Genomic DNA, 16,216 nt, shown 5'->3' on the forward strand with positions numbered 1-16,216 from the left:
CCGCATCACTGAGCCACCCCACATACGGGGCACCCGCCGCAGCCATCGCCGCCGACGCCGGCCCCGCCCACGGCCCACTGGCCAACCCCACGATCACCGCATCGAACGAACTCGCCGACGTCGCCAGATCCGCCGCCAAACCCTCCCACGCCGCCGCAGCAGCATGCAACGGACCCGACCCCGCCCCAGCAAAAATCCGCGCCGAATTAACCTCCGGCGGCAACCAGGCAAAATCAAACATCACAACCCCAACCTGTCATTGAACGACACTGGCACACGTACTGCTGTGATCCTGCACGCGCAGCCAAGTCACAGCGGGGCTCCAGGCCCGTTCGGATTCGGACACCGGCGTTCAAACTAACCTTCGGACCGGAATTCAAACTGACCTGGGTCGAACGCTCGGCGCCAACGCCTCAAACACCGGGCGCCACGCCACTAAAATCGGATTTGTCGCTTGCCGAGCATTGTATTCGACGTCCGGCGCCCAGTCAGGTGGAAATGCGCAAGATCACAAAAGCAGGATTTGCCTACCCGATGCCGATCCGGGGGATCACGCTCGGGCGACTCTGCAGTACCTGCGCGGCCGCACCGCCCCTGCCCAGCGGGCCACCGGGCATCCCCGCACCCCCGGCGCCAGCACCCATCGGCATCGGCATCGGCATCGGCATCATGCCGGCCCTGCCGCCCATCGCCCCCATCGCCGCCGCCTCGGCGGGCAGAGCACCGAAGCCCGCCATGGCCGAGCTGGCCATCCCCTTGGGCACCGAACCCTCCCAGGTCGGCGGCACCGACATCGCACCCACCAGATGCGCCTTGCCCAAATCACCGGCCATCCCCCCACCCAGGCCAGCCGCACCCAATCCCGCCAGCGGCTCAGCGTCCCCGACGAACTTCGGCATGAGCGCCAGATCCTCCGCGGCAAGACCAGCCGCTTCCGCCGTACCGAGACCCGCAGTCTGCCCCACCTGCATCAACGGGCCGATCATCATGCTCGCCGGATTCATCGCCATCATCGCGTACCCCAGCACCTGGTCCACCGGCAACCCCGCAGCCATCGACTGCACACCGGTCAGCGCGCCCTCCAACCCAGGGCTCAGCGCCGCGGTCACCGGTGCCGCGATATCCACCAACTGGCCGTTGACCATGGTCGCCAGGCCCGCCAAGTCGAACGGCACCACACCCTCGGCCACCGCCGTCGCACCCGACTGATAGCCCAGCATCGCGGCCACATCCTGGGCCCACATCTCCACATAGTCGAACTCGTTGGTCGCGATCGCCGGCGTGTTGAGCCCGAAGAAATTCGTCGACACCAACGACACCAACGACACCCGATTGGCCGCCACCGCCGCCGGATGCACCGTCGCGGTCAACGCCGCCTCAAAAGCCGACGCCGCCGCCGCCGCCTGAGCACCCGCCGCCGACGCCTTGGCCGCCGCATCACTGAGCCACCCCACATACGGGGCACCCGCCGCAGCCATCGCCGCCGACGCCGGCCCCGCCCACGGCCCACTGGCCAACCCCACGATCACCGCATCGAACGAACTCGCCGACGTCGCCAGATCCGCCGCCAAACCCTCCCACGCCGCCGCAGCAGCATGCAACGACCCCGACCCCGCCCCGGTGAAAATCCGCGCCGAATTGATCTCCGGCGGCAACCACGCAAAATCCAACATCAGCGAATCCCCAACCTGTCAGCCGCGGCAGCCACTCGGACGTGTGAGCTAGTTCACCAACCGACTCTACGATGATCCGGATCCATGGTACCGGCTTTCGTGAAATCTCCAACATTGATTTGCCCGCCGTCGAAACGACGCCGGCGCGCCCGGGGCTCAAATAATCGCTATTCAGGCCGCTGCGGCATCCGCCCCGGCCAAGCACCCGCCTGCCCGATGCCGATCCGGGGAATCACGCTCGGGCGACTCTGCCGAAGTCCCCGCGCCCGACGTCATCGGCCACCTGATACTCGCAATAACACCTGGCGCCGCAGCCAGCGGGATCGCCATGGGCGGGTTCGGGTCGGCCTCGGGCCGCGGTGCGCGGCTCACCGGCCGGCCCCGAGTCCGGGAATCAACCGCCCTTGAGGCGCAGAGTCAAGTAGTCGGCAACCCTGTCCACGGCAACCCGCTCCTGGGTCATCGTGTCGCGCTCGCGCACGGTGGCGGCGTTGTCCTCCAGGGAGTCGAAATCGATCGTGACGCAGTACGGCGTACCGATCTCGTCCTGACGGCGGTAGCGCCGGCCGATCGCACCGGCGTCATCGAAGTCGATATTCCAGAACTTGCGCAGCTCGGTGGCCAAGGCGCGCGCTTTGGGGCTCAGATCAGTGTGGCGGGACAGCGGCAATACCGCGGCCTTGACCGGCGCCAGCCGGGGATCCAGCCGCAGCACCGCGCGCTTGTCCGTTCCGCCCTTGGCGTTGGGCGCTTCGTCCTCGGTGTACGCGTCGATCAGGAACGCCATGAAGGAGCGGGTCAGCCCCGCTGCCGGCTCGATGACGTACGGGGTGTAACGGGTGTCGGCGGCCTGATCGTAGAACGACAGCTCGGAACCGGAGTGCTTCGAGTGCGTCGACAAGTCGAAGTCCGTCCGATTCGCCACGCCTTCCAGCTCACCCCACGGGTTGCCGGCGAAACCGAATTTGTACTCGATGTCGACGGTGCGGTCGGAGTAGTGCGACAGCTTTTCCTCGGGATGTTCGTACAACCGCAGATTCTCCTGATCGATCCCCAGGTCGACGTACCACTGCAGCCTGGTATCGATCCAGTACTGGTGCCACTCCTTGGCAGTCGTGGGCTCGACGAAGAACTCCATCTCCATCTGCTCGAACTCGCGCGTGCGGAAGATGAAGTTCCCCGGGGTGATCTCATTGCGGAAGCTCTTGCCGATCTGCCCGATGCCGAACGGCGGCTTCTTGCGGGCTGTCGTCACCACGTTGGAAAAGTTGACGAAGATCCCCTGCGCGGTTTCCGGCCGCAGATAGTGCAACCCGTCCTCGGATTCGATGGGGCCGAGGTAGGTCTTGAGCATCATGTTGAACTCGCGCGGTTCGGTCCACCGGCCTGGCTCACCGGTTTCGGGGTCGCGGATATCGGCCAGGCCGTTGGGCGGAAGATGCCCGTGCCTGGCTTCATAGGCCTCGATCAGATGGTCCGCCCGGTACCGCTTGTGGGTGATCAGTGACTCGACCAGCGGGTCGTGGAACACTTCCACGTGACCGGAGGCCACCCACACCTCCCGCGGCAGGATGATCGACGAATCCAAGCCGACCACATCGTCTCGGCCGGTGACCACCGCCCGCCACCACTGCCGTTTGATGTTCTCCTTGAGCTCCACACCCAGCGGACCGTAGTCCCAGGCCGACTTCGTCCCCCCGTAGATCTCGCCGGAAGGGAAGACGAAGCCCCGTCGTTTGGCCAGGTTGACTACGGTGTCGATTACGGATGCCACGGGGTCGAGCGCTCCCTTCGGAGGAATCGGCAGACGCGGGCAGCGCAGAGCGCGGGCCGCGAAACATCAGCCATGGTAGCGATTACCTGCGGCGGGCCCGCAACGCCTTGGAGATCCGTCCCCAAGCGTGCCGACGGTGTAGTCGATCCCCGCGCGGGCCTGGACGGGGACGTCTCGATTGACGCCGATGCCTAGTATGACAAGTACCCAGTACGTCAAGAGGGGGTGACCGCACACGGTGACATCGCCGTCGACTCCTGCCGCCACCGATGACGATGTGGCCGCGCTGCACGAATACGGCGCAGGCGGTTTCGCCGAGCAGGCCACCTATCCGACCCCGCCGACGCGGGAAATCCTGGACGCCACCGGCGAATTGTTGCGCGCCCTCGCCTCGCCGGTACGGATTGCGATCGTCCTACAGTTGCGTGAATCCCAGCGTTGCGTGCACGAATTGGTCGACGCCCTTGCGGTATCCCAGCCACTGGTCAGCCAGCATCTGAAGATCCTCAAGGCGGCCGGAGTGGTCTCCGGGGAGCGGTCCGGGCGCGAAGTGCTCTATCGGCTCGTCGACCACCATCTGGCCCATATCGTTGTCGACGCGGTGGCCCACGCCGGCGAGGACACCCCGAAATGACCCCCGCCAGCCTCCGCTCCACCCGTCAGCGTGCGGCCATATCCACCCTGCTGGAAACCCTCGACGAATTCCGGTCCGCCCAGGAACTTCACGAAGAGCTGCGCCGGCGAGGCGAGAACATCGGCTTGACCACGGTTTATCGCACCCTGCAGTCGATGTCCGCCGCGGGGGTCGTCGACACGTTGCGTACCGACACCGGGGAATCGGTATATCGCCGGTGTTCGGATCAACATCACCACCACCTGGTCTGTCGAAGCTGCGGTTCCACGATCGAGGTGGCCGACCACGAAGTCGAGGCTTGGGCGGCCGAGGTGGGTGCACAGCACGGATACTCCGACGTCAGCCATACCATCGAGATCTTCGGCACCTGCTCGGACTGCCGTCGGTGATGAGCGGCTATCACCCGGACGCGGCCGAGCCACCCGGTGGCGGCCAGGCGGCTAAGCGGCTAGGCGGTCAGCTCGCGGCGAACCCGGGCACCACTGTCGAGTACCAGCAGTATCAGCGTCCGTAGCGCGTCATCGGTAAGTCCGGAGCCGGGAAAGTTGTAGCGCAACATCACGTCGGCGGTCTTCCGGGTGGCCTTGGCCCGGCCGCCGGCGGTATCGCCGTGCCCGACCGCGTAGGCGGGCTGCTCCTGCAACATCACCGAACCGAAGTTCAGATCCTGTGCCTGTCCGGCCACCAGCTCCCTGACCTTCTTGGTCAGCGGCAGATCCCAGGCCAGCATCTGAGTCAGCGCCACCACGTCGAGCCCCTCGACGATGTTGACCACCCGCAGCGAGGCGAAGGTGCCGTCGTGGCGGACCGTCAGCGCATCGTCGGCCTCCTCGTCGACGGAGACGACGTCGGCGAGGACCGCGGCCAGTCGTTCCAGCAGCGATGCCACTAGGCGCTCCCGAACCGGCGGTTGCGCGACGCGTACTCCTCGCAGGCCGCCCACAGATCGCGGCGATCGTAGTCGGGCCAGAGCTTGTCCTGGAAGATGAACTCGGCGTAGGCGGCCTGCCACAACATGAAGTTGCTGGACCTCTGCTCGCCCGAGGTTCGCAGGAAAAGGTCGACGTCGGGAATGTCCGGCCGCTGCATGTGCCGGGAGATGGTGTCCTCGGTGACGCGGTCCGGGTTGAGCCTTCCCGCAGCGACGGCGCCGGCGATCCGACGGGTGGCTTCGGCGATTTCGGCCCGCCCCCCGTAGTTGACGCAGTAGTTGATGGTGATGACGTCGTTCTTCTTCGTCAATTCCTCGGCGATCTCCAACTCGTTGATGACGCTGCGCCACAGGCGCGGCCGCGAGCCCACCCAGCGGATACGCACGCCCATTTCGTTGAGGATCACCCGACGCCGTCGCACAACGTCGCGGTTGAAACCCATCAGAAAGCGGACCTCTTCGGCCGAGCGCTTCCAGTTCTCCGTGGAGAACGCGTACAGGCTCAGCCACTTGATTCCGAGTTCGATCGCGCCGCACGCAATGTCGATCACAACCGCTTCGCCCATCTTGTGACCGTCGGTGCGGCGCAGGCCGCGCTGGGTGGCCCAGCGACCGTTGCCGTCCATCACAATGGCGACATGGTTGGGCAACTGGTCAGCCGGTATCCGGGGGGCGACAGCCTTCGATGTGTGCTGTGGTGGCCGGCGCGGTCCCCCGTCCGGCGCCGGCGGCAATTCGGGAAAGACGACGGGCCAGGTCGAGGTGTCGGGAAAGACGGGATAGTCCGGCGATACCGGGGGTAGTTGCGGGAATCCGGGAGATATCAGTGTCCGCTCCGCTTTCCTAGCCACACTCACCCACCCGCCCGATGAGCACGTCACGACGGTCGGCAACGCCGTGATCGTCCTGGTGGATGCGCTCAACCAACGGCAGCGTCTTGAGCTGCCGCTCCAGATGCCATTGCAGATGCGCGGCCACCAGCCCGCTGACATACCTGCGGTGCCCGTGCGGCGACAGCTCGGCCGCCTCCCAATCGCCGTCGTGCAACGCGGCCATCAATTCCAGCACCCCCAGTGGCGGTGTTGTCGCACCGGCCGGACGACAGTGCGCACAGACGCTGCCCCCAGCTGCGATGTGAAAAGCCCGATGCGGGCCGGGGGTGGCGCAGCGGGCGCACTCGGTCAGCGCGGGCGCCCATCCGGCGGTGGCCATGGCGCGCAATAGATAGGCGTCCAGCAGTAGATCGCGGGGCCGGTTCCCGTCAGCCACCGCCCGCAGCGCACTGACCGTGAGGCGGTGCAGCACCGGGGCGGGCGCCCGCTCTTCACCGGCAAGACGTTCGGCGGTTTCCAGCATCGCGCACCCGCAGGTGTAGCGGCCGTAGTCGCTGACGATGTCGGTGGCGAACGCATCGATCGAGACGACCTGGGTGACGATGTCCAGGTTGCGGCCGGGGTGCAGTTGCGCATCGATGTGCGCGAACGGCTCCAACCGGGCACCGAATTTGCTCCGGGTGCGGCGCACACCTTTGGCCACCGCCCGGACCAGCCCATGATCGCGGGTCAGCAAGGTGACGATGCGGTCGGCTTCGCCGAGCTTGTGCTGACGCAGCACAACAGCCCGGTCACGATACAGCCGCATCACAACAGTTTCGCACCCCACCACGACATTGCCGGTACCCGCGCCGATAGTCTCGTACCCCGTGGTCGGTACTTCCGGTTCGAGTTCACCGGTCCCAAAGGATTCCGGTGACCGGCGTATGCCAACGCTGACCGACCTGCTCTACGATCTGGCGGCCAACAACGTCACCGCCACCGAACTGGTGCGCCACTGCTTGCGCGACATCGATGCGAGCCAATCCACCCTGAACGCTTTCCGCGTGGTGCTCACCGAATCCGCGCTGGCCGACGCGGCTGAGGCGGACCGGCGCAGAGCCGCCGGCGACACCGCGCCGCTGCTGGGTATTCCGATAGCGGTCAAGGACGACGTCGATATCGCCGGCGCCCCGACGGCCTTCGGAACCGACGGATACGTCGCGCCCGCCACCCAGAACAGCGAGATCGTTCGCCGGCTCAAAGCGGCCGGCGCGGTGATCGTCGGCAAGACCAACACCTGCGAACTGGGCCAGTGGCCATTCACCAGCGGGCCGGGTTTCGGTCACACCCGCAACCCGTGGTCCCGCGGGTACACGCCGGGCGGCTCCTCGGGCGGCAGCGCCGCCGCGGTGGCCGCGGGTCTGGTGACGGCCGCTATCGGCTCCGACGGCGCCGGCAGTGTCCGTATCCCGGCGGCGTGGACGCATCTGGTGGGCATCAAGCCACAACGCGGGCGCATCTCCACCTGGCCGGACCCGGAGTCGTTCAACGGCCTCACCGTCAACGGCATACTGGCCCGCACCGTCGAAGACGCCGCGCTGATGCTGGACGCGGTGTCCGGCAACGTCGACGGAGACCTGCACAGACCTCCCCCGCTGACCGCCGCCGACCATATCGCCAAAGGTCCGGGGCAGCTCAGAATCGCGTTGGCAACCCGTATGCCGTACACGTTCTTCCGGGCCGCGCTGCATCCTGAGATCCTGGCCGCCGCCCAAGACGTGGCCGATCAACTCGAATCGCTCGGCCACACGGTGATCGACGGCAGTCCCGACTACGGCCTACGGCTCTCGTGGGACTTTCTGGCCAGGTCCACCGCGGGGGTATGGGCACGGCAGGAGCGGCTGGGCGCCGGCGTCACCTGGGACCCCCGCACACTCGCCAACGCCCGTACCGGACTCCTGCTTTCGCAGACGGTCCTACGCGGTGCCCGGCGACACGAGACCGCCGACCAGCGCCGGGCGGGTTCCATCTTCGACGCCGTCGACGTGGTGGTGGCACCCACCACCGCGCAGCCACCGCCCCGGGCAGAAGCCTTCGACCGGCTCGGCAGCCTGGCGACCGATCGCGCGATCATCGCCGCGTGCCCCTACACGTGGCCATGGAATGTGCTGGGCTGGCCCGCGATCAGCGTGCCGGCGGGTTTCACTTCCGACGGCCTGCCCATCGGCGTCCAGTTGATGGGCCCGGCCAACAGCGAAGGCATGTTGATCTCACTGGCCGCCGAACTCGAGGCCGTCAGCGGCTGGGCCGCCAAGCAGCCCGAGGTCTGGTGGGACTCCGCAGACAGCGTGGCGGACGCCGGATAGATCCCCCGCCGAGCCTCGCAGGGCCCCGGGGCGACGCCGGGCGGAACGTCACGTCTCAAAACCCATGGCGGCTCAAAACCCCAGGCGGCCCAATTGTTTGGGATCGCGCTGCCAGTTCTTGGCCACTTTGACCCGCAGGTCCAGGTACACCTTGGTGCCAAGCAGTTTTTCCATCTGTCCCCGTGCCGCGGTACCCACTTCGCGAAGCCGGGCGCCACCCTTGCCGATAACGATGCCCTTCTGGCTGTCCCGCTCGACATACAGCACGGCATGCACGTCGACAAGATCATCGCGGCCCTCGCGGACTTCGACGTCGTCGATGACCACCGCAAGGGAGTGCGGCAACTCGTCGCGCACACCCTCGAGGGCAGCCTCGCGAATGAGCTCGGCCATCAGCACCTCTTCGGGTTCGTCGGTCAATTCGCCGTCGGGGTAGTACGCCGGGCCGGGCGGCATTCGCGCGGCCAGGACATCGGTGAGCACATCTACCTGGTCACCGGAAACCGCTGAAACCGGCACGATCTCGGCTGCCTCGGGCACGAGTTGGCTGACGGCGAGCAGTTGCGCGGCCACCCGTTCTCTGGGTGCTTTGTCGATCTTGGTGACGATGGCCACCACCGCGGTGTGCGAGGCGACCGAACGAATCTGCTCGACGATCCAGCGGTCCCCCGGGCCTACCGGCTCGTCTGCCGGAACGCACAATCCGATGACATCCACCTCGGTGTAGGTGTCACGGACCAGATCGTTGAGGCGCTTGCCCAGCAGCGTGCGCGGGCGGTGCAGGCCCGGGGTATCGACCAGAACGATTTGAAAATCGTCGCGATGAACGATCCCGCGAATCGTGTGACGGGTTGTCTGCGGGCGCTTCGAGGTGATGGCCACCTTCGCACCCACCAGCGCATTGGTGAGCGTCGACTTGCCGGTGTTGGGCCGGCCCACCAGGCAGACAAAGCCCGAATGGAAGTTGCTCGCGGTCAGAGCCCTCCCAGTCATTGGGCATCCCCGGCGCCCTCGGCGGCAACCGGGCTCAGCAGGACCGTGCCAACCCGCACCCGTCCCCGGTGGTCACGGCCCCCTTCAGCCCGTAGCCGCAGACCGTGCGACTCCACCTCCGCGCCCGGCAGCGGAACGCGCCCCAGCTCCAAGGCCAACAGGCCACCCACCGTGTCGACATCGAGGTCGTCGTCGAACTTCACGCCGTAGAGGTCACCGGCATCCTCGATGGGAAGCCTCGCCGACACCCGGAAACGGTTGTCTCCCAGATCCTCCACCGGGGCGATCTCGGCTTCGTCGTATTCGTCGGCGATCTCACCGACGATCTCCTCGAGCACATCCTCGATGCTCGCCAGCCCGGCAATCGCGCCGTACTCGTCGACAAGTAACGCCAGGTGATTTCGGTCGCGCTGCATTTCGCGCAGTAGCGCATCCAACGGCTTGGAGTCGGGGACGAACACCGCGGGGCGCATCACCTTCGACACCGGAGTTCCACGCCCCCCGTCGGATCCCGAAACCCCATGCTGAACCAGGTCTTTCAGATACACCACCCCAAGTATGTCATCGACGTTGTCACCTATCACCGGGATGCGGGAGTGTCCACTGCGTACCGCGAGGGCAATGGCTTGTGCAGCCGACTTGTCGCCTTCGACCCACACCATTTCGGTTCGTGGCACCATCACCTCCCGAGCCGGGGTGTCACCGAGTTCGAAAACCGACTCGATCATTCGGCGCTCGTCGGCGGCGACCACTCCCCGCTGCTGGGCCAGGTCGACCATCTCGCGCAGCTCGATCTCGGATGCGAACGGTCCATTGCGGAAACCGCGGCCGGGGGTCAGCGCGTTCCCCAGCAGCACCAGTACGCGGGTGATCGGCATCAGCAACCATGAGATCGCCTGCAGCGGAAGTGCTGACGCAAGCGAAATGGAGTAGGCGTGCTGGCGGCCGACGGTTCGCGGACCGACGCCGATGGCCACGAAGCTGACGAGCACCATGATGGTCGCGCCGCCGAACATGCCCCATTTCAGGCCGTAGTTGTTGGACAGGAATACCACCAGCAACACCGTCGCGGTGACCTCGCACACGATGCGCAGCAGTACCACCAGGTTGACGTACCTCGGCCGGTCGGCCATCACCCTCAGCAGCGGCCGCGCACCGGGCCGCTGGTCGTGCATCAGTTCCCGAACGCGCGCCGGCGACACGGTATTGACGGCGGCGTCGATCATCGCGAACACACCACCCAAACCGATCAGCGAGATCGCGCCCAGCAGTTGCGACAGTCCGCTCAATGGTCGAAGTACTTCGACTTGTCCAGCAGCCGGCGGTCCCGCTCCTCCTGCCGGTTGAACTGGTATGCCTCGACCTGCTCGGCCACCCACTCCTCGAGCAGGCGGTCCTGCAGAGCGAACATCTCCCGCTCCTCGGCCGGCTCACCGTGGTCGTAGCCGAGCAGATGCAGGACGCCATGAACGGTCAGCAGCGCCAGCTCATGTCCCAGGCTGTGGCCCGCCGAGGCAGCCTGCTCCGCGGCGAATTCGGGGCACAGCGCGATGTCGCCCAACATGGACGGCCCCGGATCCGGGGCGTCGGGCCGGCCGCCGGGCTCCAGTTCGTCCATCGGGAAGCTCATCACGTCCGTCGGCCCCGGCAGATCCATCCAGCGCATGTGCAGGTCGGCCATGGCCGCGGTGTCCAGCAGTACCATCGACAACTCGGCAGCCGGGTTGACGTCCATCCGGGCGATCACGAACTGCGCGACGCTGACGAGTTCGATTTCGGAGACGTCGATGCCCGACTCGTTGGATACCTCGATGCTCATAAGACGCTCATATGCTGCCCATGCCCTCGCTCACACCCTATCGACGACTGCGTCCGCCGGAGGCCCGCCTCGCGGCCCGGCCCTCCCGGGCACCGGGGTCTTCGTGCCGGGCATAGGCATCGACAATGTCCCCAACCAGCCGGTGGCGCACCACATCCTGGCTGGTCAATTCGATAATGCAGATGTCATCGATATCTTCGAGGATGTCAACCGCGGCCCGCAGGCCCGACCGGGCCCCGCCCGGCAGGTCGACCTGGGTGATATCGCCGGTGACAACGACCTTGGACCCGAACCCCAGCCGGGTGAGAAACATTTTCATCTGCTCGGCGGTGGTGTTCTGCGCCTCGTCGAGAACGATGAATGCGTCGTTGAGGGTGTTATGGGTGAGCAGAAAATCCTCGGTGACGTAGAGCGAATCCGCGGCAGCCACCTGGATGCACACCGCCTCCTCTGTGCCTGCGGGCTCGATCCGGTCGACGTGGCGCGTCGGCCGGTCACCTCGTGCACCGGCGTAGTCCGACGCCTTGCCGGCAATCCGGAACGGCGGCAATCCCGCGGGCAACCCGATCCAAAGCGTGTGGGCACCCGATCCGTCACGCACCACCTGTCCCGGCCGGCGCCGCTGATCGACGATGCCGCCGAGCGAACGCACCAGCAACACCGCCGAGTTCCGCAACCCGATGGACGCCGCGGTGAACCGAATGCGACAGCCACCGCCGCGCCGAGCGACCGGAACACCACCGACGTCCAGCAGACCCTGCAGGACCGCCAACCGCACATCGGCCGAATTCAGCAGATAGTCATCCGGGACGGACGCGGCCCCCGCTGCGCCGCCCGCCAGCGACCGCCCGAATGCGTACGGGTCGCGGGGAACCGGCCGCGATTCGAATTCCACCGGCGCACTGAGCATCGGCAATTCGTAGCGGTGGCGGTAGGCCGAACGCAGGCTGTCGATCATCTCCTTGGTCGTCAGCACCCTGGCCGGCCTCCCCCGCCGCCTGTCGAGCAGGGTATGGACCGACCAGAGGTGGTCACCGGAGGCCAGCGTCGACGCCCCGTCGTTCGCGTAAAGGCGATAAATGTCTTTGTAGCCTTGCGGGTAGACCCCGAGGACTTCCGTCGGACGCCCGTCGGAGGCGATCACGAAGTCCCCGGCCCGAAGTTCGCCGATCGGCCGAAACCCTTGCGGGGTAAGCACGTTGGCGGATACAGGTTGCGCACGGCCACGCATGTAGGCCAGCGGTGCCACTTCGATCACCCCGGCCGACATCAGCTTCGATATCAGTTCGGGGTCCATCATGTCGTAGAGCGCGTCGTACAGCGGCCGCAGATAGGGGTCGATCTTCTCGGTCAGCGTGCCGGGCAGAAACCCAAGGCGTTCACCGGCTTCCACCGCGGGTCGGGTCAGGATGATGCGGGTAACCTGTTTGGTCTGCAACGCGTGCACCGCTTTGGCCATCGCGAGGTAGGTCTTGCCCGTCCCGGCCGGACCGATCCCGAAAACAATGGTGTGGTCGTCGATCGCGTCGACGTAGTGCTTCTGGTTGAGCGTTTTGGGCCGAATGGTCTTGCCGCGGCGGGACAGGACGTCGAGGGTGAGGACCTCTGCCGGCGATTCGTCACCGGCGCCGGCCAACATCGCGACACTGTGTCGGACCAATTCGGGCGTCATCGCCTGGCCGCCGTCGGTGATCGCGATGAGCTCGCAGACAGTACGTTCGGCCAAGGCGACATCGGCCGGCTCGCCGGACAAACTCACGGTGTTTCCTCGCACGTGCACCCGGGCGTCGAGCGCGTCCTCCAGTGCGCGCAGGTTTGCGTCGGCCGAACCGAGCAGGCCCACCACGAGATCGGGCGGAACGTCGAGGCTGCGGCGAACTTCAGTGCCGGTCCGACGGACTATCCCGACATCGGCAGCGCTGGTCTCGCGAGGCGTCACGTGGCTTCTGCTGCCTGCTTTCTTAGATCGTTCTTCTCAGGTCGTTCGACGGGCGGCGGCACGACGAACCCCAGTCTAACGCCAGGCATCGGTCCCGACCCGTGGTCTCAAAGGCCCGAAGGCGCATCCCAGCGCGCCGTCAGCACCCCCAACGCGCCCAATGCCACCGCCGCTGCGGTCGACGTGCGCAGCACCGTCGGCGCGAGCCGAACCGTCACCGCCCCCGCGCCGGCCAACGCGGTGATCTCCTCCGGTGCGATTCCGCCCTCCGGGCCGACCAATAACATCATCGAATCAGCTTGTGCCACAGATATATCCGCTAATCTGTCAATAGCCGATTCATGCAGTGCGAGCACCAGAACCCCGGCTGCGACCCGGTCGCGGACCAGCGGAACCAACGCCTTGGTGGACAACACGCCGTCGACCGGCGGGATATGGGCTCGCCGGGATTGCCGCGCCGCCGAGCGTGCCGTCGCTCGCCAGCGCCGCAGGCCCTTGTCGAGCCGCGGACCTTCCCAGACTGCCACGCAGCGCACCGCCTGCCAGGCGATGATTGCGTCGGCACCGGCCTCGGTGGCGAGTTCGACCGCAAGTTCTGAGCGCTCGGACTTGGGCAGCGCCTGCACCACCGTCACCGGCGGCCGAGCGGACTCGACGGACCAGCGCTGCAGCACCCGGGCAGCGAGACCGTCGCGCCCGGAATGTTCCACCACGCAGCGGGCGAGTTCGCCGGCGCCGTCGCCGAGTACCAATTCCTCTCCGGCACGGATGCGCCGCACGGTAGCGGCATGAAAACCCTCGTCACCGCTGACGACCGCAAGCCCGCCCGTGTCGGGCAATCGGCCGACGTAGAACAAGGTGGCCACCATGTCCGCCGCCGGAGGTCAGCGTCCGGTGAACGTTTCGCGCAGCCGGCTGAACAGCCCGCCGCCGGCGTCGTGCGCGGAGCGGACTTCTGCTGCGTCGCGACCGCGGCGGTTCTTGAGCTCGTGCAGCAATTCGGTGTCGCGTTGGTCCAGCCGGGTGGGCACCGCCACCTCGACGTTGACGTGCAGATCCCCGCGCGCACCGGACCGCAGGTGCGGCATCCCCCGGCCGCGCAGGGTGATGGTCGCGCCCGGCTGGGTGCCCGCCGGAATGACGATCTGGCTCGTCCCGTCCAAGATCGCATCCACGGCAACGGTGACGCCCAGAGCCGCATCCACCATCGGTACCGATACCCGGCAGTGCAGGTCGTCGCCTTGACGGACGAAGATGTCGTGGGGCTGTTCGTGGACTTCGACATAAAGGTCGCCGGCCGGCCCGCCGCCCGGACCCACCTCCCCCTGGGCCGCCAGCCGGACCCGCATCCCCTCGGCCACGCCGGCCGGGATCTTGACGGACAGGTCGCGCCTGGTCCGCACCCGGCCGTCGCCCATGCACTTGTTGCACGGATCGGGGATGACCTGGCCGACGCCGCGGCAGGTCGGGCACGGACGCGAGGTCACCATCTGGCCCAGCAACGAACGCTGCACACTCTGCACTTCACCGCGGCCGGCGCAGGTGTCGCACGGGATGGGCACCGAATCGCCGTTGGTGCCCTTGCCCTGACAGCGATCGCACAGCACCGCGGTATCGACGGTGACCTGCTTGGTGACTCCGGTCGCGCACTCCTGTAGATCCATGCGCATCCGCAGCAACGAGTCCGACCCCGGCCGGACCCTGCCGGTAGGACCGCGCGAGGCGCCGGCTCCGCCGAACCCGCCCCCGAAGAACGCCTCGAAGACGTCGCCCAGACCGCCGAAACCTCCGAAGCCGCCACCGGCGGCGTTCTCCAGGGGGTCTCCGCCAAGGTCTACGATCCGGCGCTTTTCCGGATCGCTCAGGACCTCGTAGGCGGCACTGATTTCCTGAAACCGAGCCTGCGCCGCCTGATCGGGATTGATATCGGGATGGAGCTCGCGCGCAAGCTTTCGGTAGGCGCGCTTGATCTCAGCGTCACCGGCACCCTGCCTGACCCCGAGCAGCCCGTAGTAATCGCGTGCCACGTACCGAACCTCTCTGATGAAGAAAACCTCTGCGCAAACCTTAGGAAAACCTGGTGATGCCGTACCGGCGTCGGCCGATACGTCCCCGGTGCCGGTACTCGGTCATCGACCACCCAGTACTTCGCCGATATACATGGCAACCGCTGCGACACTGGCCATAGTTCCCGGATAGTCCATCCGGGTCGGCCCCAGCACCCCCATGCCACCGTAGACGGTGTCGTGGGTGCCGTATGCGGTGGACACCATCGAGGTGGCCGCAATCTGCTCCGCCTCCGTCTCGTGCCCGATCCGCACCGTCACCTTGCCGGCTTCCTGCTGGGCCGCCAACAGTCGCAGCACCACAACCTGCTCTTCGAGGGCTTCGAGCACCGGACGCAGCGAACCTCCGAAATCGGTGGCGTTGCGAGTCAGGTTGGCGGTACCCCCCAGCAGCAGACGCTCCTCGGTGTGCTCCACCAGCGATTCGAGCAGCACCGTCGCCGACCGGCCGACCGCGTCGCCCAATCGATCTCCCGCGTGCAGCCCTCCGGCGAGGTCGGCCACCGCGGCCGAAGCGGCCGCGAGCCTCTTGCCCACCAGCGCCTGGCCGAGCGTATCCCGCAGATGGGACAGCCCTTGCTCATCGATGATGTCGCCGAGTTCGACGATGCGCTGGTCCACCCGTCCGGAGTCGGTGATCACCACCATCAGCAACCGCGCCGGGGTCAACGGGACCACTTCCAGGTGCCGAACGGTCGACGTCGACAACGTCGGGTACTGCACCACGGCCACCTGCCGGGTCAGCTGGGCCAGCAGCCGCACCGCGCGACGCAGTACGTCGTCGAGGTCTACACCGCCCTGCAGGAAGCCCTGGATGGCGCGGCGTTCCGCCGACGACAGCGGTTTGACGTCGTCGAGACGGTCGACGAACTCCCGGTAGCCCTTCTCCGTCGGCACCCGTCCGGAGCTGGTGTGCGGCTGCGCGATGTAGCCCTCGGCTTCCAGAACGGCCATGTCGTTGCGGACGGTCGCACTGGAGACACCGAGGTTGTGCCTTTCCACCAGGGACTTGGACCCGATCGGCTCGTGGGTGGCGACAAAGTCGGCGACGATCGCGCGCAAAACCGCCAACCGGCGTTCGTCGGCACTGCCCACCCGCTCACCTCCTCGATCTAGACCGGCGGGTCCTGTAGTCATGGCCCGCTGCCGCGTACATTTTACGGTCTCCGCGGGATCCGGCCCGACGGCCGGGCTGATAGGTGGCCG

General features: G+C 66.8%; 15 protein-coding genes and 2 pseudogenes. 3 read left to right on the forward strand and 14 right to left on the reverse strand.

Features of this window, described 5'->3' with window-relative positions; translation table 11 throughout:
• The 3 genes from ACK5M9_RS00435 to ACK5M9_RS00445 form a co-directional block, all read right to left on the reverse strand.
• On the reverse strand, window positions 1-244 hold a 244-nt coding region (locus tag ACK5M9_RS00435; protein WP_416891243.1), incomplete at its 3' end, for a PPE domain-containing protein.
• A 283-nt stretch (window positions 245-527) separates the two neighbouring features.
• Entirely contained in the window at window positions 528-1,676 is a 1,149-nt protein-coding gene (locus ACK5M9_RS00440) for a PPE family protein (protein ID WP_416891256.1), read from the reverse strand.
• A 391-nt stretch (window positions 1,677-2,067) separates the two neighbouring features.
• Window positions 2,068-3,474 (reverse strand): glycine--tRNA ligase, encoded by a 1,407-nt coding sequence (locus ACK5M9_RS00445; RefSeq protein ID WP_416891257.1) that lies wholly within the window; start codon window positions 3,472-3,474, stop codon window positions 2,068-2,070.
• Between the two features lie 211 nt (window positions 3,475-3,685).
• Here ACK5M9_RS00445 and ACK5M9_RS00450 point away from each other — a divergent pair, with 211 nt between their 5' ends.
• Both ACK5M9_RS00450 and ACK5M9_RS00455 read left to right on the forward strand, forming a co-directional pair.
• Entirely contained in the window at window positions 3,686-4,081 is a 396-nt protein-coding gene (locus ACK5M9_RS00450) for an ArsR/SmtB family transcription factor (protein ID WP_416891244.1), read from the forward strand.
• Complete coding sequence (locus ACK5M9_RS00455; RefSeq protein WP_416891245.1) at window positions 4,078-4,470, forward strand: Fur family transcriptional regulator; 393 nt, start codon at window positions 4,078-4,080, stop codon at window positions 4,468-4,470. Before ACK5M9_RS00450 ends, ACK5M9_RS00455 begins: the two co-directional genes overlap by 4 nt.
• 59 nt (window positions 4,471-4,529) lie before the next feature.
• Here the strand turns inward: ACK5M9_RS00455 and ACK5M9_RS00460 are convergent, their stop codons facing one another.
• From ACK5M9_RS00460 to recO, 3 genes are read right to left on the reverse strand one after another with little or no spacing between them, the layout of a single operon-like run.
• The gene (locus ACK5M9_RS00460; RefSeq protein WP_416891246.1) at window positions 4,530-4,970 is read right to left on the reverse strand and encodes a hypothetical protein; all 441 of its coding nucleotides are present in this window, start codon (window positions 4,968-4,970) and stop codon (window positions 4,530-4,532) included.
• Window positions 4,970-5,863 carry a decaprenyl diphosphate synthase gene (locus ACK5M9_RS00465; RefSeq protein ID WP_416891247.1) on the reverse strand — a complete coding sequence of 298 codons (894 nt, stop codon included), beginning with the start codon at window positions 5,861-5,863 and terminating at the stop codon, window positions 4,970-4,972. The genes ACK5M9_RS00460 and ACK5M9_RS00465 overlap by 1 nt, the downstream gene beginning before the upstream one ends.
• Window positions 5,856-6,653: a DNA repair protein RecO gene (gene recO / locus ACK5M9_RS00470; protein ID WP_416891248.1), complete on the reverse strand. Its 798-nt coding sequence runs from the start codon at window positions 6,651-6,653 to the stop codon at window positions 5,856-5,858. The genes ACK5M9_RS00465 and recO overlap by 8 nt, the downstream gene beginning before the upstream one ends.
• Before the next feature lie 61 nt (window positions 6,654-6,714).
• Here recO and ACK5M9_RS00475 point away from each other — a divergent pair, with 61 nt between their 5' ends.
• Window positions 6,715-8,193 (forward strand): amidase, encoded by a 1,479-nt coding sequence (locus ACK5M9_RS00475; protein WP_416891249.1) that lies wholly within the window; start codon window positions 6,715-6,717, stop codon window positions 8,191-8,193.
• Window positions 8,194-8,265: 72 nt separating this feature from the next.
• Here the strand turns inward: ACK5M9_RS00475 and era are convergent, their stop codons facing one another.
• The 8 genes and pseudogenes from era to hrcA form a co-directional block, all read right to left on the reverse strand.
• Window positions 8,266-9,186 (reverse strand): GTPase Era, encoded by a 921-nt coding sequence (era, locus tag ACK5M9_RS00480; protein ID WP_416891250.1) that lies wholly within the window; start codon window positions 9,184-9,186, stop codon window positions 8,266-8,268.
• Window positions 9,183-10,475, reverse strand: coding sequence for a hemolysin family protein (locus tag ACK5M9_RS00485; RefSeq protein ID WP_416891251.1), 1,293 nt, complete (start codon window positions 10,473-10,475; stop codon window positions 9,183-9,185). The genes era and ACK5M9_RS00485 overlap by 4 nt, the downstream gene beginning before the upstream one ends.
• Window positions 10,472-11,005 (reverse strand): rRNA maturation RNase YbeY, encoded by a 534-nt coding sequence (gene ybeY / locus ACK5M9_RS00490; protein WP_416891252.1) that lies wholly within the window; start codon window positions 11,003-11,005, stop codon window positions 10,472-10,474. The genes ACK5M9_RS00485 and ybeY overlap by 4 nt, the downstream gene beginning before the upstream one ends.
• Before the next feature lie 37 nt (window positions 11,006-11,042).
• A pseudogene (locus ACK5M9_RS00495) lies at window positions 11,043-11,381 on the reverse strand (PhoH family protein); the annotation flags it as partial.
• 843 nt (window positions 11,382-12,224) lie between these two features.
• Window positions 12,225-12,944: pseudogene (locus ACK5M9_RS00500) on the reverse strand (PhoH family protein); the annotation flags it as partial.
• A 107-nt stretch (window positions 12,945-13,051) separates the two neighbouring features.
• Window positions 13,052-13,813 carry a 16S rRNA (uracil(1498)-N(3))-methyltransferase gene (locus ACK5M9_RS00505; RefSeq protein WP_416891253.1) on the reverse strand — a complete coding sequence of 254 codons (762 nt, stop codon included), beginning with the start codon at window positions 13,811-13,813 and terminating at the stop codon, window positions 13,052-13,054.
• 15 nt (window positions 13,814-13,828) lie between these two features.
• On the reverse strand, window positions 13,829-14,971 hold the full coding sequence (gene dnaJ, locus ACK5M9_RS00510) for a molecular chaperone DnaJ (RefSeq protein WP_416891254.1): 1,143 nt from the start codon (window positions 14,969-14,971) through the stop codon (window positions 13,829-13,831).
• Between the two features lie 102 nt (window positions 14,972-15,073).
• Window positions 15,074-16,105, reverse strand: coding sequence for a heat-inducible transcriptional repressor HrcA (gene hrcA, locus ACK5M9_RS00515; RefSeq protein WP_416891255.1), 1,032 nt, complete (start codon window positions 16,103-16,105; stop codon window positions 15,074-15,076).
• Between the last annotated feature and the right edge of the window lie 111 nt (window positions 16,106-16,216).

The sequence above is a fragment of the Mycobacterium sp. genome (genome assembly GCF_047975165.1).
Classification (GTDB): Bacteria; Actinomycetota; Actinomycetes; order Mycobacteriales; family Mycobacteriaceae; genus Mycobacterium.